The 21,014-nt window shown below is 50.6% G+C and carries 22 protein-coding genes; 8 read left to right on the plus strand and 14 right to left on the minus strand.

Annotation, left to right across the window (positions count from 1 at the left end):
* The first annotated feature begins 3 nt into the window (after positions 1 to 3).
* Entirely contained in the window at positions 4 to 1,575 is a 1,572-nt protein-coding gene (locus WKI47_RS14550; RefSeq protein WP_340227870.1) for a glycoside hydrolase family 28 protein, read from the plus strand.
* Here the strand turns inward: WKI47_RS14550 and WKI47_RS14555 are convergent.
* On the minus strand, positions 1,505 to 2,371 hold the full coding sequence (locus WKI47_RS14555; RefSeq protein ID WP_340227871.1) for an AraC family transcriptional regulator: 867 nt from the start codon (positions 2,369 to 2,371) through the stop codon (positions 1,505 to 1,507). The two genes, WKI47_RS14550 and WKI47_RS14555, sit on opposite strands and share 71 nt — an antisense overlap.
* A 90-nt stretch (positions 2,372 to 2,461) precedes the next feature.
* Between WKI47_RS14555 and WKI47_RS14560 the strand changes: the two genes are divergently transcribed.
* The 4 genes from WKI47_RS14560 to WKI47_RS14575 are packed head-to-tail and all read left to right on the plus strand — an operon-like array spanning position 2,462 to position 6,026.
* Positions 2,462 to 3,352, plus strand: a complete 891-nt coding sequence (locus WKI47_RS14560) for a pectinesterase family protein (protein WP_340228066.1) — start codon at positions 2,462 to 2,464, stop codon at positions 3,350 to 3,352.
* Positions 3,353 to 3,382: 30 nt separating this feature from the next.
* The gene (locus WKI47_RS14565) at positions 3,383 to 4,462 is read left to right on the plus strand and encodes a dienelactone hydrolase family protein (protein ID WP_340227872.1); all 1,080 of its coding nucleotides are present in this window, start codon (positions 3,383 to 3,385) and stop codon (positions 4,460 to 4,462) included.
* Positions 4,459 to 5,586, plus strand: coding sequence for a glycoside hydrolase family 88 protein (locus tag WKI47_RS14570; RefSeq protein WP_340227873.1), 1,128 nt, complete (start codon positions 4,459 to 4,461; stop codon positions 5,584 to 5,586). Before WKI47_RS14565 ends, WKI47_RS14570 begins: the two co-directional genes overlap by 4 nt.
* A 50-nt stretch (positions 5,587 to 5,636) precedes the next feature.
* Entirely contained in the window at positions 5,637 to 6,026 is a 390-nt protein-coding gene (locus WKI47_RS14575; protein WP_340227874.1) for a GNAT family N-acetyltransferase, read from the plus strand.
* A 524-nt stretch (positions 6,027 to 6,550) separates the two neighbouring features.
* Here WKI47_RS14575 and WKI47_RS14580 read toward each other — a convergent pair.
* The 3 genes from WKI47_RS14580 to WKI47_RS14590 form a co-directional block, all read right to left on the minus strand.
* Positions 6,551 to 7,393: an AraC family transcriptional regulator gene (locus WKI47_RS14580; protein ID WP_340227875.1), complete on the minus strand. Its 843-nt coding sequence runs from the start codon at positions 7,391 to 7,393 to the stop codon at positions 6,551 to 6,553.
* 91 nt (positions 7,394 to 7,484) lie between these two features.
* Entirely contained in the window at positions 7,485 to 9,566 is a 2,082-nt protein-coding gene (locus WKI47_RS14585) for a beta-galactosidase (protein ID WP_340227876.1), read from the minus strand.
* A gap of 198 nt (positions 9,567 to 9,764) precedes the next feature.
* Entirely contained in the window at positions 9,765 to 10,004 is a 240-nt protein-coding gene (locus WKI47_RS14590; protein WP_340227877.1) for a DUF896 domain-containing protein, read from the minus strand.
* A gap of 241 nt (positions 10,005 to 10,245) precedes the next feature.
* Between WKI47_RS14590 and WKI47_RS14595 the strand changes: the two genes are divergently transcribed.
* Positions 10,246 to 10,614, plus strand: coding sequence for a VOC family protein (locus WKI47_RS14595; protein WP_340227878.1), 369 nt, complete (start codon positions 10,246 to 10,248; stop codon positions 10,612 to 10,614).
* 113 nt (positions 10,615 to 10,727) lie between these two features.
* Here the strand turns inward: WKI47_RS14595 and WKI47_RS14600 are convergent, their stop codons facing one another.
* The 4 genes from WKI47_RS14600 to WKI47_RS14615 all read right to left on the minus strand — a co-directional run bounded on the left by WKI47_RS14600 (position 10,728) and on the right by WKI47_RS14615 (position 14,032).
* A complete protein-coding gene (locus tag WKI47_RS14600; RefSeq protein WP_425355465.1) occupies positions 10,728 to 11,168 on the minus strand; it encodes a MarR family winged helix-turn-helix transcriptional regulator in 441 nt (146 codons plus the stop codon).
* 114 nt (positions 11,169 to 11,282) lie between these two features.
* On the minus strand, positions 11,283 to 11,984 hold the full coding sequence (locus WKI47_RS14605; RefSeq protein ID WP_340227880.1) for an SDR family NAD(P)-dependent oxidoreductase: 702 nt from the start codon (positions 11,982 to 11,984) through the stop codon (positions 11,283 to 11,285).
* A gap of 110 nt (positions 11,985 to 12,094) precedes the next feature.
* Entirely contained in the window at positions 12,095 to 12,964 is an 870-nt protein-coding gene (locus WKI47_RS14610; RefSeq protein ID WP_340227881.1) for an SDR family NAD(P)-dependent oxidoreductase, read from the minus strand.
* Positions 12,965 to 12,991: 27 nt separating this feature from the next.
* Positions 12,992 to 14,032, minus strand: coding sequence for a sugar phosphate isomerase/epimerase family protein (locus WKI47_RS14615; RefSeq protein WP_340227882.1), 1,041 nt, complete (start codon positions 14,030 to 14,032; stop codon positions 12,992 to 12,994).
* Between the two features lie 112 nt (positions 14,033 to 14,144).
* Between WKI47_RS14615 and WKI47_RS14620 the strand changes: the two genes are divergently transcribed.
* On the plus strand, positions 14,145 to 14,708 hold the full coding sequence (locus tag WKI47_RS14620) for a TetR/AcrR family transcriptional regulator (protein ID WP_340227883.1): 564 nt from the start codon (positions 14,145 to 14,147) through the stop codon (positions 14,706 to 14,708).
* A 115-nt stretch (positions 14,709 to 14,823) separates the two neighbouring features.
* On the opposite strand, the gene WKI47_RS14625 is transcribed toward WKI47_RS14620, so the two are convergent.
* The 4 genes from WKI47_RS14625 to WKI47_RS14640 form a co-directional block, all read right to left on the minus strand.
* Positions 14,824 to 15,309 (minus strand): GNAT family N-acetyltransferase, encoded by a 486-nt coding sequence (locus WKI47_RS14625; protein WP_340227884.1) that lies wholly within the window; start codon positions 15,307 to 15,309, stop codon positions 14,824 to 14,826.
* A gap of 450 nt (positions 15,310 to 15,759) precedes the next feature.
* The gene (locus tag WKI47_RS14630) at positions 15,760 to 17,055 is read right to left on the minus strand and encodes an MFS transporter (protein WP_340227885.1); all 1,296 of its coding nucleotides are present in this window, start codon (positions 17,053 to 17,055) and stop codon (positions 15,760 to 15,762) included.
* Between the two features lie 218 nt (positions 17,056 to 17,273).
* Positions 17,274 to 17,879, minus strand: a complete 606-nt coding sequence (locus tag WKI47_RS14635; protein WP_340227886.1) for a DUF1349 domain-containing protein — start codon at positions 17,877 to 17,879, stop codon at positions 17,274 to 17,276.
* A 13-nt stretch (positions 17,880 to 17,892) separates the two neighbouring features.
* Positions 17,893 to 18,486 carry a sugar O-acetyltransferase gene (locus WKI47_RS14640; protein WP_340227887.1) on the minus strand — a complete coding sequence of 198 codons (594 nt, stop codon included), beginning with the start codon at positions 18,484 to 18,486 and terminating at the stop codon, positions 17,893 to 17,895.
* A 159-nt stretch (positions 18,487 to 18,645) separates the two neighbouring features.
* Between WKI47_RS14640 and WKI47_RS14645 the strand changes: the two genes are divergently transcribed.
* Complete coding sequence (locus WKI47_RS14645; RefSeq protein WP_340227888.1) at positions 18,646 to 19,602, plus strand: AraC family transcriptional regulator; 957 nt, start codon at positions 18,646 to 18,648, stop codon at positions 19,600 to 19,602.
* A 59-nt stretch (positions 19,603 to 19,661) separates the two neighbouring features.
* Here the strand turns inward: WKI47_RS14645 and WKI47_RS14650 are convergent, their stop codons facing one another.
* Positions 19,662 to 20,057, minus strand: coding sequence for a hypothetical protein (locus WKI47_RS14650; RefSeq protein ID WP_340227889.1), 396 nt, complete (start codon positions 20,055 to 20,057; stop codon positions 19,662 to 19,664).
* Positions 20,054 to 21,001 carry a hypothetical protein gene (locus WKI47_RS14655; protein ID WP_340227890.1) on the minus strand — a complete coding sequence of 316 codons (948 nt, stop codon included), beginning with the start codon at positions 20,999 to 21,001 and terminating at the stop codon, positions 20,054 to 20,056. The genes WKI47_RS14650 and WKI47_RS14655 overlap by 4 nt, the downstream gene beginning before the upstream one ends.
* Positions 21,002 to 21,014: the final 13 nt, after the last annotated feature.

The raw sequence follows: 21,014 nt of genomic DNA on the forward strand, positions 1-21,014 counted from the left end.
CAGATGAATAGGCATCGAACCCGCAACGAGACTGAACGCAAGCCGCAATGTTTTGAGCGTGACACCGGATACCCGCTGCCCGAACTACCGCGGATTCCGGATCACCGCGTGAACGTAACGGACTACGGCGCGATCGGCGACGGGTTGGACTTATGCACTTCCGCCCTGCAAGCCGCGATCGACGATTGTGCCGCTTCGGGCGGCGGAACGGTGGTCATTCCCGCCGGATTCTGGCGAACCGGCCCGCTGACGCTGCGCAGCCGAATCAATCTCCATGCAGAGAGCGGCGCGCTCGTTCAATTCGACTCCGATCCTGAGCTGTACCCGCTGGTGCCTTCGCATTTCGAAGGTCGGTCGGAATGGCGCTGCCAGGCTCCGCTTGACGGTTCGGCATTGACGGATATCGCCATTACGGGTAGCGGAATCTTCGACGGCGGCGGGGAAGGGTGGCGTCCGGTCAAGCGTTTCAAAACGACGGAATCGCAATGGACAAAGCTGGTGCAATCCGGCGGCGTGGTGGATGCGGCGAACGAAATCTGGTGGCCCAACGCCGAAGCACGGGATGGAGAGGCTTATTGCCGGGAATTGCGCGAGCGATTAACGATGACATCGACAAATGCGGAGCATGAATATGGACAATTGTCGCAAAATCCAGCCAGCTCGGAAGATTATTTACCCGCCCGAACTTATTTGCGTCCCAACATGGTGAGCCTGCGCTCCTGCCAACGAATCTTGCTCGAAGGCCCTACTTTTCAAAATTCCCCAGCCTGGTGTCTGCATCCTGTCGGCTGTGAAGACGTCACGATTCGAGGCGTACAGGTGCGTAATCCGTGGTATTCGCAGAACGGAGACGGACTGGATCTGGAATCGTGCACCCGTGCGCTCGTCGAGCACAGCCTGTTCGATGTCGGCGACGATGCGATCTGCCTGAAATCCGGCAAAGACGAAGAAGGAAGACGTGCGGGAATGCCATGCCAATCGATCACAATTCGGCATTGCACGGTGTATCACGGTCATGGCGGGGTGGTGATCGGCAGCGAAATGTCCGGCGGCGTACGCGGGGTTCGCGTCAGCGATTGTGTGTTCAGCGGAACGGAGATCGGCCTTCGTTTCAAAAGCGCGCGCGGACGCGGCGGAGTCGTGGAGGATATTCTTATCGAACGGATCGTGATGCGGGATATCGTGCATGAAGGGATCTCGTTCCATCTTTTTTATGCAGGCGTGGAAGGTTCGGAAGGCAGCGACGACGAAGTCTACCCGGTAACGGAAGCAACGCCGGTGTTTCGGGATATCGGGATTCGCGACGTGATTTGCGGGGGAGCCGCTACGGCTCTGCTGGTGAACGGACTCCCCGAAATGCCGCTCAGGAATTTGCGTATCGAAGGTCTTCGAGCGGTCAGTGAAAAAGGGATCGTTTTGCGCCATGCTGACGGGGTAGAGCTGTCGAACGTCGCGCTCCGCACCGGCGAACAGCCGCAGTTGACCGCGCACGGCTGCCGGAACGTCAAACTGGACGGCGAGTCGCTCGCGCCTGCTTCCGGTATTGCAGCGGCGTCAATCCGGTCGCTTTCTTGAACGTTTTGTTGAAATGCGACAAATGCTCGAATCCGACAGCCGAAGCGATCTCCTGCACTTGGTCTTCCGAATGTACTAATCGCTTCTCCGCTTCCCGCATACGGATATGGAGAATATATTCGCGGAAGTGAAAGCCCGTTAATCGGTGGAATACGCGGCTCAAATACGAAGCGCTGATGAAAAAATGAGCCGCCGTTTGTTCCAGTGTCAGACTCTCTCGGTGATGTTCGCGGATATAGGTCGCCACATGGTTAACCAATTCATGCAGCGGCGGCTTGGCCGATCCGTTTTGCTGAAGCTGCACGCCTTCGGAGCGCTGAAGCAGAATCATCAGTTCGGTGAACAAGGCCACTACGCAGCTTTCGTAATAATCGCGTGCGGCCTGGCATTCGTCCAGTATTCGTGCCAGCAGTTGCTGAACCTCGTTTTGTTCGCGCAAAGTCAGCCCGAACATGCGGTAGCCCCGGTTATGGAACCATTTGCTGTCGTCTTGCAGAGCGCTCGGCAAAAGCAGCGGATCGTAATTGACCAAAATCCGCTCGAATTCCGCTTTCTCGGAGCTTGCCGTTGCATGGAGCTGGGCGGGTCGAATCAGGATCAGCTCGCCCTTATGCACGGTAACGACACGGTCGTCGACAAAATAAACGCGCTCCCCTTCGCACAGGAAATACAATTCGATCTGCTCATGGCTGTGGGGACGCGGCATGGCTGTGATGCCTTTGCGTTTCATATGCTGGATACTGAATCGCCCGTCTTCCACAACATACTTGGGATTGGGACTGCTGATGCCGGACATACGTCACTTCCTTTTCTCGCACCGACCTGATTTAACTTTGACTTCATTATAGAACATCCCAGCCAATCCGGGAAAGGAGTCCGTCTCTTGATGCTTATTACCGTCTCCAAGCAAAACGACGCCGAGTTCTCAACGCTTCAGTCAGCCCTTGATTACATCCCGAGCGGCTTCACCGAATCTGTCACGCTGCGGATCAAGCCCGGCGTCTACGAGGAAAAGGTGACCGTTCGCGCCGATGCCCCGCCGATCCTGCTACTGGGCGACGATGCCGCGTCCACGATCCTAAGCTGGTCGGATAACGCCCATACGCTGGATGATGCAAGCCAGCCGCTCGGCACGTTCCGCAGCGGGACGCTCAACGTCTTGGCCGAACATTTTACCGCCGAAAACGTGACGATCCGCAACGCTTCCGGTCCCGGCACGGGCCAGGCCGTCGCCGCGTTCGTCGATGCCGGATATGCCGTTTTCCGCCGCGTGCGATTGCTGGGCGACCAAGACACCCTATATACGGGAAAAGGCAAACAAGTTTACGACGATTGCTATATCGAAGGCGACGTCGACTATATTTTCGGCGCGGCAACCGCTTTGTTCGACCGCTGCCATTTGCACACCAAACGTTCGAGAGGGTATATCACCGCAGCTTCCACGCCCGAAAAAGAGCGATTCGGCTATGTGTTTCTTGATTGCACGATCACGGGCGGAGAAGGCGTAAGCGAGGTATGTTTGGGACGCCCGTGGCGATCTTTTGCCCATGTGGCTTTGATCCGTACAACAATTGACGCCTCGATTATCCCGGAAGGCTGGCATAACTGGGGACAGCCGGATCGGGAATCCACCAGTCGTTACGAGGAGTTCGATAGCCGAGGTCCCGGAGCGAATCCGAATGCCCGCGCGGAATGGTCCCGTCAGTTGAGTGCCGAAGAAGCTGCCGGTTATCGGGTGATCGAGATTTTGGACGGTTGGCATCCCGAAGGATATTGATCCGAGCAATCAGAAAGGAGAGAGGACAGCATGAATTCTTACCAAGCGAATCAATCGAACGGGTTGGAACATTTTATCCGTACGCTGGGCTTAACGGCGCCCCGGCGCGCGGAATGGCAGATGAACACACCGTTCGAACAATGGCAAAAAGAGCTGAGTCAGCGATTCCGCGAACGTCTGGGCGAATTCCCGTCCGTTCCCGCCGAATTAAATCCGCTGTTGCTGGAACAAACGCAGTGCGACGGTTACACGCGGGAACGGATCGAGGTCACGACCTATGAAGGTCTTCGGATGCCGTTGTACCTGCTGATTCCCGACACTCTTGGCTCTCCCGATCCACTTCCTGTCGTGCTCGCGATCCACGGTCACGGCTACGGAAGTCGCGAGATCGTCGGTCTGCATCCGGACGGATCGGCGAGACAAAGTCAGCCCGGTTTGCATAAAGACTTCGCGTTGTCGCTTGTCCGGCAAGGTTTCGTCGTAGCCGTGCCCGAGCTGCTCGGTTTCGGAGATCGCCGTTTAGCGGAGGATTTGGCTTTGGCCGCCGAAGATCCGGGCAAAAATTCCTGTTTCCGCTTATCTTCGGCACTGCTGATGGTTGGGCAAACGATGGCAGGCTACCGGATTTACGAGACGATGCGCGCGCTGGATTATGTGCAGACGCGCCAAGAAACGGATTCCGGTCGGGTCGGGATTATGGGGATTTCGGGAGGAGGGCTGGTAGCCGGATTCACGGCCGCTTTGGATCAACGTATTGCTTGCGCTGTCGTAAGCGGTTACACGAACACGTTCGCCGCAAGCATTCTGACGCGCAATCACTGCCTGGACAATTATATCCCCGGTATTTTGCTCGAAGCGGAAATGCCGGACCTGCTCGGTTTGATCGCGCCGCGAGGTCTTTTTGTGGAATCGGGGGTGAACGATCATTTATTCGGTCCTGCCGGCGTTCGCGAAGCGTTGGATCGACTGCAAGTCATTTTCCAAGCATCAGGACATCCAAATAGCATTGAAGCGGATTTTTTCGAAGGCGGACACGAGATTCACGGCGATCCGGCTTTTGCTTGGTTGAAGCGACAACTGACGACGAATAAGGAGGTTCGGCAGAAATGACGACGTTGAAAACAACAAACTTTGCGGGGACCGCGTGGGTACGCAAGTTCGCGGATCGACTATTGGCAGAGTGCAACGATCAAGGCGAGCATCCGTGGGTCATGGAGCGTTGGGCGTATGTCCCCGGGATGCAGCTTATGGCGCTTGCGCAGGCGGGCGAGCAGTTGGACAGGCCGGAATATATGGCGTTCGCGAAGCAGCATATGGATACGTTTGTTCAAGAAGACGGGCGTATTCGCACGTATCGGTTGGAAGAATACAATCTGGATCAGATCAATCAGGGAAAAAATTTGTTTGCTCTGCACGGGGCGACGGGAGAGCCGCGTTACGCGGAAGCCGCGCATCTGCTCGCCGCCCAGCTCGTCTCCCAACCGAGAACGTCGGAAGGCGGATTTTGGCATAAAAAAGTGTATCCGTTCCAAATGTGGCTCGACGGTCTGTACATGGCTTCGCCGTTTCTGGCCGAATACGGCAAAACGTTCGACCGTCCCGACCTGATCGACGAAGCGCTGCACCAGTTGCTGCTGATCGAACGCCGTACCCGCGATCCGCGCACCGGACTGCTGTATCACGGCTGGGACGAATCCAAAGAGCAGGAATGGGCCGATTCGTCGACCGGATTGTCTTCGCATTTTTGGAGCCGCGCGATGGGCTGGTACGCGATGGCGGTCGTGGACGTGCTGGATCATGTGCCGGTCACGCACCGTCAGCGGGGCACGGTCGTCGGTATTTTTCAACGGATGATGGGCGCGCTTGTCCGGGTACAGGATGCGGACAGCGGACTGTGGCATCAGGTGTTGGATCAGGGAGGACGCAAAGGCAATTACCTCGAGGCTTCCGGTTCGTGCATGTTCGTGTACGCGATGGCAAAAGGATTGCGGTTAGGCTATCTGGAAGCCAACTTCACGGAGCCGATGCGACGCGGATATACGGGGATTTTGCGGCATTTGGTCACCGAAGACGAGCAAGGCATCCATCTGAACAGAATCTGCCACGGCGCGGGATTGAGCATCGACCGCAACGGTTCGTACGATTATTATATCTCCGAAGCCGTGGTGAGCGATACGCCGATGGGCGTAGCTCCGCTGATGTTGGCTGTGCTGGAAGTAGAGCGGGTACAGTAGTAAAAGTCGGAATGCAAGTTCGATTCGAGAATTACCGGAAGGATGAGGGTATGATCCAAGTCTTGATTAATCCCTATTTGCAAAATGAGGAAGTTCCTGATCTTCGGGAAGCGATAGGCTGGGGAAGACGAGACAGCGACTTTCCTATATTATTCGAACGTTGCAATTTCTGGGCAGGCGTCAAGAACGAGCACGGAAAACTGATAGCCTTCGGTTATGTGGCCGGAATGGGTTTGCAGCATGGTTATATGGAAGACATTATTGTGCATCCCGATTACCAGGGGCAGGGGATTGGGAAGAGGTTGGTGGTTAGGCTGTTGGAAGAAGCGCAAGCGTATGGGTTGGAGATCGTGACGCTGACGTTTGAGGAGAAAAATGCGAAGTTCTATGCAGGTTGCGGATTTCGGGTAGGCATGGGCGGCGTTTGGCGTAGGAATTAGAAGGAACGTAAGTTTATGTAATAGAAAGCGACGGCGCAGAAAAAGAATCTGTAGCCGTTGCTTTTTTAAATGGTAAATTTTACAAATAATTAGAGTCGAATTAGATTCGTGGGTTTAAAGATGACATTTATAAATCCATGGATCAGGCCAAGCATGTAAAGTTTAAATGATTCAACGATAAACAAATCCAAAGACGGATGCCGTGCAAGTCCATACAAATGAGTTCGCAAACTTTATCATAAAACCACGCACATAAATTCATTTCAAAATCAATCAAGCTGAACAAGCTAAATTGACTAATCACGCAGTTAGATTAGGCTATATATCAATTTCCTTATACATTTCTTCACAAAATCCGTATTTTGTACATATGTATATAAGCAAAGTTAATCGCCTTAACTATCTTTGTATCTTTATATCCGTTTTATTTTTTCGCAAAACATAGATTAATATGACTTTTAAATTGTTTATCCCTCGGAGATTACTTCATTTCGCATGGATAAATAAACACAACGGCTTATCAATCATTCGTATGCTCTAGTCAATCGATACTGCGCCGGCGTAATTCCGTGCTCCCGTTTAAACAAGCGCACGAAATAATTAAACTCCATCCCAACTCGCGTCGCGATCTCGCCTACGGAAAGTTCGGATTGTTCGGCTAGCAACTGAGCGCCTTTGAGTAATCGCAACCGTTGCAGATACTCGCTTGGATTCACGCTATGGGTTTCTTTAAACTTGCGCTGAAAATGTTGCTTGGAATATCCGACGGTATCGGCGATATTCGCAATACTTAAATCCTCCATATAATGCTGCTCCATATAGTACACAGCTTTACGCATTAACTCGTTGACTCCTGTAAGATAGCGATCGCCGGATGGTTTGCTTTCGGTTTGAATCATTGCGGCAATCGAGGTTAACAAACCATACATCTCACTAGAAGCATGATGATCAGCGTCCCGCTCGTGCAGCTCGTTTCCATTCCATAATCGTGTTAAAGCCGCTTCGACCTGATCCAAATTTTCTTCACCGATTGAGAACGTTCTCATGACCGGAAGCTTCAATGTATGAATCAAAGGCTCAACCAAACTCCCTTCAATCCCCGTATATCCTAATGTCCAACGTTCCGCCGCCGGAGCATAATGATGAGCTTGTTTGCCCGGAATGAACAAAATGTCTCCTTTTTGCATCATAACCGAAACGCCATTTTCAAAACGAAAAGTTCCTACGCCGTCAAAGCAAATCATACATTGAAAGGTCGGATAACCGATCGGACGATGGATCTCATGTTGGTCATGCAACCCGCAACTATATAAAGACAACGGCAATTCGATCTTTCCTTTTTGATGAAAAAGCTTGAATGCTAACATGTTCGGCTTCGCTCTCCTTCTTCGCATCCTTAAATAAGACCAGATCCCTTTGGTCTTCGAGTATACATGAATTTCCGATCCGATAACCGGCTTAATCTTGTTTGCTTTCAAACTCTTTATAAAAATCGTTTTTCATTTCAGACACGGCCAGGTAGCATTCTTTGCCTTCCAGCAGCTTTGCCGGAACTCTCCACGCCTCTCCGTAAAAATAACTATCCGCCACAAGCTCCCCGTCTGCATAAATCTGCGCCGCATCGCCGTAATACTCAATGTCGATGAAACCTTGCGCGCCCGTAACGGAAACTTTTTGCCACTGGACGTTGCGCTCGCCGCCGATATGCAATTCTTCGGTATGCTTCGGTTCAAAAGGAAGTTCCACTACATCTTCATACATCGCGAAAGCCGCTACATACGGTTGTTGAAAAGATTTCGAATGAAACGACTTCCCGTTCCAAAGCCAATAACGAACGTCACCGCCTGCCACAGCACGAATTTCGCTATCCACTTTATACAGGTCGCATCCATCTCCTACAACCAGCTCTCCATCCAACCTGCGCAAATACCGGGCTTGATCCCAAGTCAGCGTCACGATCGTCGTCTCATCAACCCGAACAGCCGACTCTAACCCTGCTTCAGCCGTAACTTTTTGCCCGTTGCTGAATACATACTCCGGCGCAATCCCAGGAATTTGTACAAAGAAATACGTATCCCCTTCCTTACACAAAGGCTGAGCCGTCGCATAATCCAGCACAACACTTGATAGTTCCATACGAAACGGCATAAAGAAGCTCGTTTCCCCGCATACATCTATTTTCGGAAAAATGACACGCCCCGTATCAATCGCTACATCCCGCACATCCGCAAGCCCGGTCAGCCGTTGATAGTGGTTCACAAACACGAATCCGCTCTCCCCGTCCGTGCGCATTGCATACCGTAGAGAAGTCGTATCCTCCCTGGCAACAGTATGCGCAGCTTCGACCCGAACCATAGGCGCAAGCGTTTCCTGAAAATCCTGAACAAACAAATGCAAAAGGTTCAAAAGCCGATACTGTTCCCGCACTTCCCCATATTCCGACAACGCACACTGAAAATCATACGACAAAATCGGATAATCGTTCGGATAGCCGGTGGCTTTCGATTCCTGGAACGTCGACAACTTGCCGATCTGATTCGTGCCCCCGTGATACATATAGTAGCCGATCAGATTGTTGCCATCCCCGATCTTCACGAGCGAGATGCTGTAAATATCCATAGGTTTGATCCACGGTCGGCGATGATGCGTCACTTGAATCCCGCTGCCCAACTCGCACGTCGCAAACGGATACCGTTCATACGGCAACCGCCATTTGGAATCCGTTTCGATCGCTTGAGGAAGCAAGTCTGCCCCGATCCCCGTATCGTTTCTCATCCCCGTAAAAAAGTAATGCGGAGACGGCGGCAGCGGGTTCAAATGTTCTTCCCACGGCGCTTCGCAATACCCGCCGAACACGGGAAGCACCTCGTCCGCGGGGATCTGAGCGCCTTCCACGGCATTCCATCCGGTCACGGTATAGATCGGAGCCATGATCCCGCAGTCGATGGCGATTTCTTTTAACTTGAGTAGGTGCTCGGCTTGATCCGTCAACTCGTTTTCCAGCTGAACCGCGATAATGTTGCCTCCGTCTTTGAAAAAGAGTCCTTGCACCTGTTCGAAAATTTTTTTGTATAGGATACGGACTTGCTCCAGATATTGCGGATCATTTTCGCGGAGTTTAAAAGGTTTGTTGAGCAGCCAATCCGGGAATCCGCCGTTACGGCACTCGCCATGCGCCCACGGACCGATCCGGATCACGACGTCCAGTCCGACCTTTTCGCATTCCAGGACAAAAGCGCGCAAATCGTTATCGCCGGAAAAATTGAATACGCCTTCAATCTCTTCGTGATAAATCCAAAATACATAGGTGGAAACGAGCGTGATCCCGCCTGCTTTCATTTTACACAGCTCATCGTGCCAATCGTCGCGGTTGCATCTGGAATAATGGAATTCGCCCATGACCGGAATATGCGGTTTGCCGCCCCGTTCGATATATAGGCTGGTTACGTCGATCTTCTCGCCTGACGGATTCGTGCCTCCAAGCTTCAGATGATTGCGCAGGTGGTCGGGTTTTTGCATATGTTTAAACGTATAAGTCATATTCATTCCCTCTTTCGTCGTGATCGTTTTGCGTTTCGCTTGCTGATCTTATTGTATCGTAGAGGGTTTCAGGCCCGTTAGGATTAGGAGAATCATAACTAGCACAAAATGAACTAGTATCATTGACGGGTATGCCAAACAGGAAAGAACTGGGCAGTCCTTTCCTGTGTCTATCGTATGAAGTTGAGACGCTTTAGCTTAGTTGTTTCTTTTTTTCGCGATCTCGTTCTGCTTCGCTCTTAATTTCTCGGGCGTCACGTCGTCTCCCAGCGGATCGATGACGGTCGAATTGAGCAAAAGATCGTTAACCGAGCCGCGGAACGTGCGCAGATATTCTTTCCGAAGCAAAGCTTGTTCTTCTTTTTCCGCCTCGGTCAGCCCGACTTCTTTTTGTTTTTTGGACAGCTCGTTGATTCGTTCCAAACTTGGGTTTACCATATGATGTCCTCCCTGATCCTGTGCGTTCTTCATTTGTGTTTATATTGTATTTTAACTAATTTCGGCTTTGGTGTACATCTTTCGCGTTTTTTGCAGTCAGGTAAGCCAGCGGATACTTTGCATTTGTCATACCGGAATCCGTTTTTCTTTTCGACTACTGACATACCGCTGTCAACAGTGGAGCTTTATAGTGAAGACATAACCGCGATTCAAATTCATAAGGTATACAAAGGAGACTATTATGCCCGTTATTGGACCCGACTTTATTTCGCTTCAGGTAACCGATTTGGAACGTTCCGCGCAATTTTATCAGCAGCACCTCGGCCTTGTTCGATCGCCGGCAGGACCGCCTCATGCAGTCGTTTTTGACACCAAACCGATTGCTTTTGCACTTCGTGACCTGATGCCGGGTGTTGAGCTGCACTCGATTGCACAACCGGGGCTGGGCGTTGCCTTGTGGCTGTATGCGCCGGATGCGCAAGACATTCACGACAATCTTGCTGCGTCAGGCGTAACGATTACCTCGGCTCCGATCGACGGACCGTTCGGGCGCACGTTTACGTTTGCCGATCCGGACGGATATGGGATTACGTTGCATAGCAAGCCTTAATCCGCCGACGGCTGATCCGAACCCTTGCGCTTACTGAACGAAAAAGAGTCTGATCGGCAAGCGTGACGCTGCCTTCAGACTCTTTTTCGTTCAAATGGGAATCTCTGCTCCGTTCAACTTTGCCGCTTCAAACGCTCCACGTTTTTGTTCAACTGTGCCAGCGTGGTTCGTAAATTTTCCAGTTCCGCTGCGCCGATATTCGCCAGCAGTTCTTTCGCGAAATCCATTTTTTCTTTTTGCGACTGTTCGATCATCGCCTTGCCCGCTTCCGTCAGTCGGACGAACACCGAACGGTTGTCTCCGTCTTTTTTGCGCCGGATCACGATCTGATTCTCTTCCAACTGCTTCAGATGCCGGGCGACAGCCGCTTTATCGAGCGTGACTTTGCGTTGCAGATCGCTTTGGCTAATCTCGCTCTCGTTGTGGATCAAAGCCAGAATCTCAAAACGAGACTGGCTGATGCTGATATAAGCGTCGAAGGTTGTATTGATCGCATTGTTGACGCGGTAGATTTCGTACAGCAAAGCGGATTCGTGCGACCCATCTTGGCTCAAAACGATCACATCTTTCTCGGTTTTATTTACGCGATACTTTATTATAACGCAAAATATCGCGCAAAACCGTGTAAAAGCCCTCTCCATTAAGGAAAGGGCTGCACGGGACCGACATCAGTAAACCGAAGGCGTCCCGTCGTAGTTAATGACCTGTCCGTTACGATTCTCGCCGTCCAACACGAATTCGGTAATCAGTTTCCCTGCTTGAGCCGGAGTCTTCATAAAATCGCCGGTCATGTTTCCGTTCAGATCCGTGGTCACCCCTCCAGGCATCACGGCAAAGATCCGTACCGGAATCTGTGCCTTTTCAAAAGCTCTTCCCCATGACTTCGTCATCACGTTCAAAGGCGCTTTGGATGTCGTATAAGCGAACGGGTTGAAAAAGTCCAACGGCTCGATCGGAATGCTGATATTTTGAATGATGCCGCGGTTCGCGATCAGCAGCGGAAGCAGTCCTTTCGACAAAGCAAAAGGTCCGATAAAGTTGACCTGGTGTGTCGCTTGCAGTTCTTCCACGTCGAATTCCCAACCGACTTTGTGCATGTCGCCGGGAATCCCCGCATTGTTGACCAGCAGCGACAAATCCGGGTACTGCGCGTTAATCGTCTGAACGGCCTGCTCGATGCTGCTCAAATCAGCCACGTCCAACAAAAGCAACTGCGCGTCACCGAAAGCTTGCAATTCATTAACAGCCGCTTCTCCCCGGACTTGATCTCGCGCCCCTACGAGCACCCGATAGCCCGCTTGCAGCAAATGCTTCGCCGTTTCAAAACCGATGCCTTTATTCGCGCCTGTCACCAAAGCCGTTTGCGTCATGATCCATTCTCCTTTTATTGTTGATGTATCAACAGTTGATTTATCAACAATATAGTACGGATGGTTTGGGATTGCAAGTTATTTTTCGCGCCCGGCCTTCTTGTAAAACGCTAACCCTTGTTAATCTCCTTCCGGGATATCTCCCGAAGCATCGCCAACAACTCGCTCGACACCGCTGTATCTTTCGCCGTTTTCGGAAGATTGGCGGGTCGGCCGAATTCGAAGTACAACGCATCTTTTCCCGCATCTGCTATTGCCGAGATAGCCTGATAGATCCGCTCCGAGCCTTGCAAAGCGGTCACGAAGTACCAACGGATCAGCGGGAACCACCAGGGCATGGCTCCGCTTAACGACATCGCGGTTCGGGTAGGGCCGGGATCGGCAATTCGCAGCGAGATGCCGTCTTTGGCATAATCGTCGGCCATAGCCTGAAAAGCCGCTGCAATCGCAAGCTTCGTATGCGCATACGGCTTGAATCGTTGAAACTTTTCCGGTAAACGGAGTTGTCGAGGATTAAGGCCGCGTGCCATACGCATCGCACTCGAACCGACGGCAATCACGGTGGAATGTTCGGCTGCCGCCAATTGCGGTCGAAGCAGCTCGGTTAGCAAATAAGGCGCGAACGTATTCACCTCGAAATGCAAATCATTGCCTTGAACGGATCGCTGAAGACGTTCGTTGGCAACTCCCGCATTGTGGATCAGAAGATCGATGTGGCCGTGCTGGTCCGTAATCTGCTCGGCAGCTTCCCGAAGTTGCGTATGATCCGACAAATCCGTATAAACGGGGTGAATCGTACTCTGCGGCGCAAAAACCCGAAGCTCCTTCAGTTGCAAAGCCGTTCGTTCGGAACTGCGATTAACAACGATCAAGTCGTAGCCTTCGGCGGCAAGCCTTTTGCTCAGCTCCGTTCCGATTCCGGAATAAGAAGCCGTTAATACCGCAACAGGACGCTTTTCGTGTGCATTATTGGACGTCATCTGGCACCTTCCCTCTCTGCGTTTCGTTTACTCTCCGAAAGTCTCGTTCATATAAGCCGCGCTAACCTGGATACTCTTGATCGGATCGCGATCCACCCAATTTTGATTCGTTTCCAAAATGACGCCTTCGACTCCGTTACGGATCGCGATCGCCGAGAGCGTGTCCAGATCCATATTCCCGTTTCCCAGCTCCGTCACTTTTTGCTTCAGAATCGGCGTCATGTAAGGACCCGGCTTCGTATGACCGCGATCCGTGATATGCCACAGCTTCATACGACTTCCCAACTTTTCCATCAGAGCCGTTACGTTCGCGCCTCCGTCGGCCATCCAATAGCTGTCGAATTCAAAATTCACATAAGCGGGATCGGTTTCGTCGACAATGATATCGTAAGCGGTTTGTTCCGGCGTTACCTTTTGCAGCTCGACATTATGATTGTGATACAGCAGACGAATGCCCTTTTCCGACAGCGCTTTGCCCGCCTGATTCAGTCGTTGAGCCAGTTGTGCGACGTTATCCAGGTTGCCGTAATCGAATTGGTACATACCTGTAATGACCACCGTATCCGTCCCGAATTTTTGGGCTTGATCGGCGACGGCTGTCGGGTCTTGTTCGATGCTTCCCAGATTGCTATGTAAACTGATGACTTGCAGTCCGCTTTCTTCAATCAGCTTCGGCCAATCCAGCGTACCTCCGTTGCCGATCGGCATACCGGAGAATTTTGTCATGACTTTCACAAGGATCGACGACTTTTGGATCATAAAATCATTCAGCTCGATCGCATCGTAACCGGAGCTTTTGATATTGAGCAGCGTTTGCAGCGCATGGTCGTAATTGTTGCTTAACGTTCCGATCATGATCTGCTGCACGGCGGTTGTGATAGCGGGTTTGTTCCGATCAAGACCTTTGGCGGCGGCGTACGTGGGCAACGCGCCCGGATCGACGTTATGCGACTCGATGATTTTGTTGATTCGAAAGTTCTCCTTGATCTGATACCCGCCAACCAGAATCACCGCAAGGCCTACGCATACGCCGGCTACGGTTAAGATTTTCTTGCTTTTTCTTCTCACGTTCACATCTCCGTTTCATTGACTTCATTCCTTTATCCCTTAAAATGATATCAACAACTGTCTATTTTACAACCGACAGATGCGATGGAAATGTCGAATTTACGGAGGCTTTATGGCTGAAAAAAACAAGATAAATCAGCGGGTGATGTTAACCAAACGGTTGATTAGCGAAGCTTTGCTGAAGTTGTTGCAGACCCAAAATATCAACAAAATATCGATCCGCGAACTTTGCCAGGTTGCCGGAATCAATCGGACGACCTTTTACAATCATTACGGAAGTCAGTATGACGTGTTAAACGAGATTGCCGAGACGTATATCCAAAACACTTCGCTTACCGTGATCTCCGACCTCGCCGCTGGCAAAAGCATCGACGAGTGTCTGACCGGAATTTTGCATTATATCCAAAACAATCTACAGTTCACCAAGCTTGTGCTGGATCTCGGCAATTATGACCTGATCTCCAATATTTCGATCTCGCTGCCGCAGTTTGACGATATGGTGATCAAGCATCTGCCTGAACATTTGGACGTAGCGGAGAAAAAGGCTATCGCTTCGTATGTGCAGTACGGCACGGTGAGGTTGCTGAAAGAGTGGATTCTCTCGGATTGCGAACGATCGCCGGAGGAGGAAGTTCGGCTGATTTTGGCGATTGCGGAGAGAACGATGCGGGCATAATGTAGATGACGGAGTCGATCAAGGAGTTAAGGAAGCGGATTTTGGGGCATGAAAAGAAGCCGAGCATCAGGTTCTCTCGGCTTGTTTGCTTTTGTGTTTTTCGACCGGGATGGCTCTACCGTCTTTTCACTAAATTGTACCAGCGTATGCCGCCATGCTCCGACGCCGATACGCCTTCGTTCACAAAGCCGAGCTTTTCGTAAAAAGGAATCAGTTCCTTTTTGCAGGTCAATGTGACGCCTTCCCGATCATTTGCGGCTGCCAGCTCGTCGAGCTTATCCATCAATAGCTTCGCGACGCCTCGACCTCTCGCTTGATCGGATACGGCCAAGCCCAGAATACTCTGATAACCTACGCGAGCGGGGTTGGGTTGGATCTCGGTGAACAAGTCGTCCGTGATGTAGGCTTGACGGATGATCGGACCGTTGACGTAGCCGAGAACTTTGCCATTTTGCTCGGCTACGATGAACGTGTCCGGTATGAATAGGATACGCTCGATAAAGGCTTCGCGAGTAGCGGCTTCTTCTTCCGTGAAACCTTCGTTTTCGATGATTATAAGTTGGTCCAGGTCTGTCGGGTGAACGTTTCGTAAAGTTATCATTGGGTGTTCACCTCGTTTTGAAAGATTTTCTGTTTATACACCTCGCAGCTATGCACCCGTTTAACCTATGTAAGGACTGGAACCTTTGGCCTAAAAACTTCATCAAACTTTTCTTTGATCCAGCCTTCGACGTCTTCAACATGTTCGCTTCTGTATAACACGACTCCGCCTTGCAAGGAAAACACGATATACTCGCATTTGTCCCCCAGAATGGATGTTTTCATTACTTTGGTGTTGATCTGACAAGCGTTGAAATTCAAAGCATCCGTTACTGAATCTTCTTTAAAATCTACGTACGTTCCCCAAGCTTTTACCACTACCCAATCCTCATTTCTTATCATTCATAGAGTACTTTTTCGCCAGTGAGATGCGGATTCTCAAGATTATAACCTATCTTCACTAATTTGATAAGCATAAATAGATGTATTACTCGATTTTCAACCTATTCTTTTATACCGTCTTCCGCGACCACAACACCACCGGAATCAACAACAAAGCCAATACCGCCCCGCCTAGCGAAAGTACCGAATAACTGTAATGCGCCACCACCATACCGGATAACGCACCGCCCGAAGCTCCCGCAAGAGCAATCAACACATCCACCGTTCCCTGCGTTTTCGCGCGGTTCTCCGGTGTCGTGGCATCTACGATCGCCGCCGTCCCGCTGATCAGACCAAAGTTCCAGCCCAGGCCAAGCAGCGCCAGCGCAAGAATCAGCAGCGTCATGGAATCGCCCGGCGCAAAAGCGGCAAAGAGTCCGGCCAGCAGCAACGTCACGCCGGACGCATAGGACATCCGCTTCCGACCGTATTTATCGACGAGTACCCCGGTCAATAACGAAGGCAGGTACATCGCGGCCACGTGAATACCGATGACCATGCCTACCGCACCCAGCCCATGCCCGTGATGCTTCATATGCACGGGAGTCATGGTCATGATCGCGATCATCACGATCTGGGTCAACACCATAACCGAAGCGCCAACGATGATTCCGCGCTTGTCCCTGTCCGACTGCGTTGCTGATGAAGGGTTCAGAGATGCAGTTCTGCCGATATTGTCTTTGGCACGCTTCGCGGAAGCAATCGCTTGGGCAACCAGCAGCGGGTCAGGCTTCAGGAAAATGAGCAAAACAAACCCTGCCAGCAGATACGCCGCCGCTGCCAGCATAAACGGGCCGGATAAGGCTGGAGCGCCTAGCGAAGTCGCGACGTCTCCCGTTACATTCACAAGATTCGGTCCCGCAACCGCTCCGAACGTGGTGAACACCATCGCCATGCTAATCGATTTGGCGCGCTGCGTCGGCAGAGCCAGATCCGTCCCCGCATACCGGGCCTGCAAGTTGGTTGCCGAACCCGCTCCGTAGATCAACAGCGAAATAAATAACAGTGGAATGCTGCTCCAAATTGCCGCCAGCACGACCCCGATCGCTCCGACTCCGCCTGCCAAAAAGCCTGCGGCCAGTCCTACCCGGCGTCCGGAGCGCTGGGATAACCGGCCGACGATCCATGCGGCAGCCGCCGAGCCTAGCGTGAATAGCGCAGTCGGCACTCCAGCGTAGCTGTCCGTACCAAACATCTCTTGAGCCAACAGCGCCCCTACCGTAATCCCCGCAGCCAGCCCCGCTCCGCCGAACATTTGCGAGGCGATCACGATATTCATCGTTTTGCGGTATAGACGCCGCTGCTTCTCGGGCGAGTCCACATAGGGTTGAAGCTTTTCTTTTCCAATACTTGTATCGCGTGACATGTCTGTATTCCTCCTGCTTCGACTCTAACAATATCCGCAATCATACCATTCCCCAAAAAGCCAGGCTATCCCAAAATTATGGGGGAAACAAGGGATCAACGTAGGGGAGTGGATATGACGTCAAAACACAGCAAAAAGAGCTTCCCGATGTCGAGTAGCCCTTTTTCATACCATTGATGTACTGCGGTGTGCGGTTCGGCCAAAGTGAATAAAAGCTTCTACTCGCCGTTGCGAATATTTCGAACCGTCCGCTGTTCCAATGAAAATTCCGAGTAGACGCGATCCCCGCCTTTACCTGTAGGAGCTTGAGCTACCAGTCCTGCCTTAACCGTCTCGCCGACAGGCAGGTTGAAAAAACGAACCATAAAGAACTGTTTGCCGTCGAGCGAGTAATGGAATGCAAACGATTGGCCTACCCGAGCCGCTTGCAGCCAGACCGAATTGCCGTCGATATTGCTGCCGTTGGCATCGTCCGAAGTCTGGTTGGTCACGACGCTCACCACCGCATGCGTATCAAAGTCGGTAAACTCAAAGCAAAACTTGCCCCATACGTCCAGGCTATCCATGACCATTAAGCAGGCTGCGTCGTAGACGTCCCGGAAGTCCACTTGCACTTTGACGCGCATCACGAAATCCCCGGTAACTTCCGTGTAATAAAAAGGCGCGTTCGTGAGAGAATCCGGTGTGATGCCTTCGCTTGAGATTGCCCCGTTATTGCAAAAAAAGTCGCTTTTCTCCGGCGCATAGATCGTCAGCTTGTCGTTTTCGAATGTAGCTTGGCTTTCGTTCAACCAATGGAATTGTTCGAAATCGCTTTTCTTCATGTTCGCTCTCCTCCTATTGTTGTCTTTTCCACTGTATATCCGAAAAACGGATCGGCCGAATGACTTTGCACGGATTCCCGGCTGCTATAACGTTGGGCGGAATGTCTTTGGTCACGACGCTGCCTGCTCCGATGATGCTATTCTCGCCGATCGTGACGCCCTGCGTAATTTTCACGTCGCCGCCCAGCCATACCCGGTCCTGCAAAATAATCGGTTTGGCATATACGCCTTTGTCTGCCCGTTCGAACGGATCTTCCGCATGATTGGCCGCATACAATCCCGCACGCGGTCCTATGTAAACGTCGTTTCCGATCTTCACTTCGTTGCAATCCAGAATAATCATATCATGGTTGATGTACACTTCGCTGCCGATCGAAATATTGAAACCGAACTCGCACCGGAAATTCGATTCGATATAGACGTTCTCGCCGACTTCATGAAATAACGTTTTTAAAATCGACATGTCATAGCCTTCGTTGGCGTTGACTTTAGCATTATATCTCCGGCACTCCGCTAACGCATGATCTCTGGCCGCTGCGACGTCGGGAGCCGCGTCATCGTACATTTTTCCCGTATTGGTGATGGCTTTGATCTTCTCGATATTCATGGAAACCTCCTGTTTTGGGCGCTTTTTTGGTAGGATGAAGAAGATGGAACATAGAGCCGGATAAAGTCATCCAACAACAGATTATAAGCATCCGTCGATAAAGTCTCAATTCATTTTGTTCCCAGTATCTATCACGATCTTCCCAAAAAGGAGTGTGCTATGCGCGCAGACACTATGCCTCTCGACGCCACGCTTTACGAAGGCACCCAGCACGGAACGCCGGATTTTCCGATTCAATTTTACGTGGACGAGCTGCATCTTTTTCAACAACGCCAGGTTCCGCTTCATTGGCACTTCGAACCGGAATTTTTCGTGATACGCGGTGCGAGCGTTCAGGTGCAGGTCGGCCATCATCTGGTGCTGCTCAATCCCGGCGAAGGCATCTGGATCAGTAGCAACACGCTTCATCGTTTTCAACAGATCGGCGAGACGCGGGAATGTCCGTGTCCGAACATCGTTTTTTCCGCCGAGATGATCGCCCCGCATTCCAGCGTGATCTACGAGAAATACGTGACGCCGCTGCTGGATGCACCGGATCTGCCTTATGTGGTGCTAAGCCCGGAAATTTTTTGGCAAAAAGAGATATTGGAGCGTCTGGATACGGTGTTTGCGTTATTGCAGGAGTATGGGCCGAAGAGTGCGTATGAAGCTTTTCCTTATCTGGATTTCGGAAGCCATGAGTTGAACGGTCAAGGGTATGAAATGCAGGTGCAGCGGGGGCTTAGCGAAGTGTGGCAGAGTTTATTCGCTCGGATAGAGGAAGTGCCGCGATTCGCGCAGGATAAAAAGGCTTTGCAAGCGCAGGTGCGGCTTCAGCAGATGATTGCGTATATTCGGGAGAACTATCGGGACGAGGTGACGCTTCAGGATCTTACACTATCGGCGAATATCAGCAAAAGCGAGGCGGCGCGATGCTTTCAGGCGTATACGAGCGTATCGCCGATCGAGTATCTGCTGCAATACCGGGTGAAAATGGCTCAACGCCTCCTGCATCTGACGACGCAGAGCGTGCAGGAGGTGAGCCTGGAATGCGGGTTTCGGTCGTTGAGTTATTTTATTAAGGCGTTCAGGGAAAGGGTTGGGGTGACTCCGGGGGAGTATCGGCGGCGAAACTAAATATGAAAAAGTCGCTCCTTTAGGAACGACAGAATTTAGGCTATATCAGAAGAGTCTTCTCATGCGCGCTCTTCAAGATGATGATCAGATGTTTGACTAGCTACAAATTCATTCAACCATTTTTCGAATTCAGCTACAAACTCTTCCCAATCGTAGTATTCTTCACAATGATCAGAATCATCAAACACAATAGGATACAACTGATCTGAATCGCTAAAGTTAATTTCCGCAAGGAAGGTTTCTACTCCATCCGGCTCGACCAAGTTCATTATACGTGTCTGTTCATCTGGTGCACCGGTAATTCGCTTAATTTCTATATGTGAACCGTTAAGCTTGGATTTCAAACGAATTACTGAAATTAACAGATGACGCACTAAAGAATCAGAAGTAATCGACTTTTCATCTTTAATTAATTTTGGAATGAATTTTTCATTTTTTTTATTCATTTCGCTCATTCGCTCTGCTCCTCTCTTTTCGGAGTGAGACTAAACTTAATTGGCAGATGGTCGGAGTAGTTTCTGCTTAGAGGTCGTCCATATCTATCAATTAAACTATTATTTACATCATTATAATCGTAGGATGAGATAATTTCAAAAAATTCGTAGTCAAACTCAAAAGGATCGATGACGCCCCTTGTGAAAATGACCTGATCCAACATATGAAAATAAATAGGGTTATTAGCACCGCTCGCCATATAAAATGTTCCCAATACCTTTTTCGTTATATTTCCGTGTAAGGTCCAACTGGGGTTAAAAAAGCGTTCGACTCTTCTGCCGTTAACGTTTAGACTCATTAAATTCATAGGGCTCATAGTCGCATCGAATGAATAAGTTTCTACGAGCCCCGGATCATGCGGATCCATGTTGAAATCACCTGCTACCGCTACACCATCAATCAGGGGTCTTCCTTCAACCTCGCTTTTTTCATTTAATTCATGAACATAAGCAAAAATTTGGTGTCTAATTTTATCGGCATCTTCTCTAATCACTCGTTGCGGCGTAGCATATTGAGACCTCAAATGAACGCCTACTAGCAGTATTCGTTTTCCATTTATCGACAAAGGAATGTAGCTGTGTCTTGGCATCACAATCTCTTCCGAAGGATCAAGTACATCGTGAGGCAAATTGGAGAATATCGCTATTTTACTGGGTCGCTTTAGTAAGGCTGTTCTTTTCGTTTTAGTAGATTGCGACATGTTGAGTTCGATTTCAATTCGGTTTCGCATAAATGAACCATTGCATTCTGCAAGCACTAAAATATCAAACTGATTCGCTTGATGCATACCTTTTAGTGCTTCTACGATATTGTCGAGTCTTTTACTGGATGTCTCGTCACCTTCATCGGATCCTTTTATATTCCAGAACAATACTTTCAAATCTGTCTGCACATCTTCTACCACAAACAAATCTCCT

Origin of the sequence: Saccharibacillus sacchari (genome assembly GCF_037722395.1) — a bacterium.
In the GTDB taxonomy this organism is placed as follows: Bacteria; Bacillota; Bacilli; order Paenibacillales; family Paenibacillaceae; genus Saccharibacillus; species Saccharibacillus sacchari_A.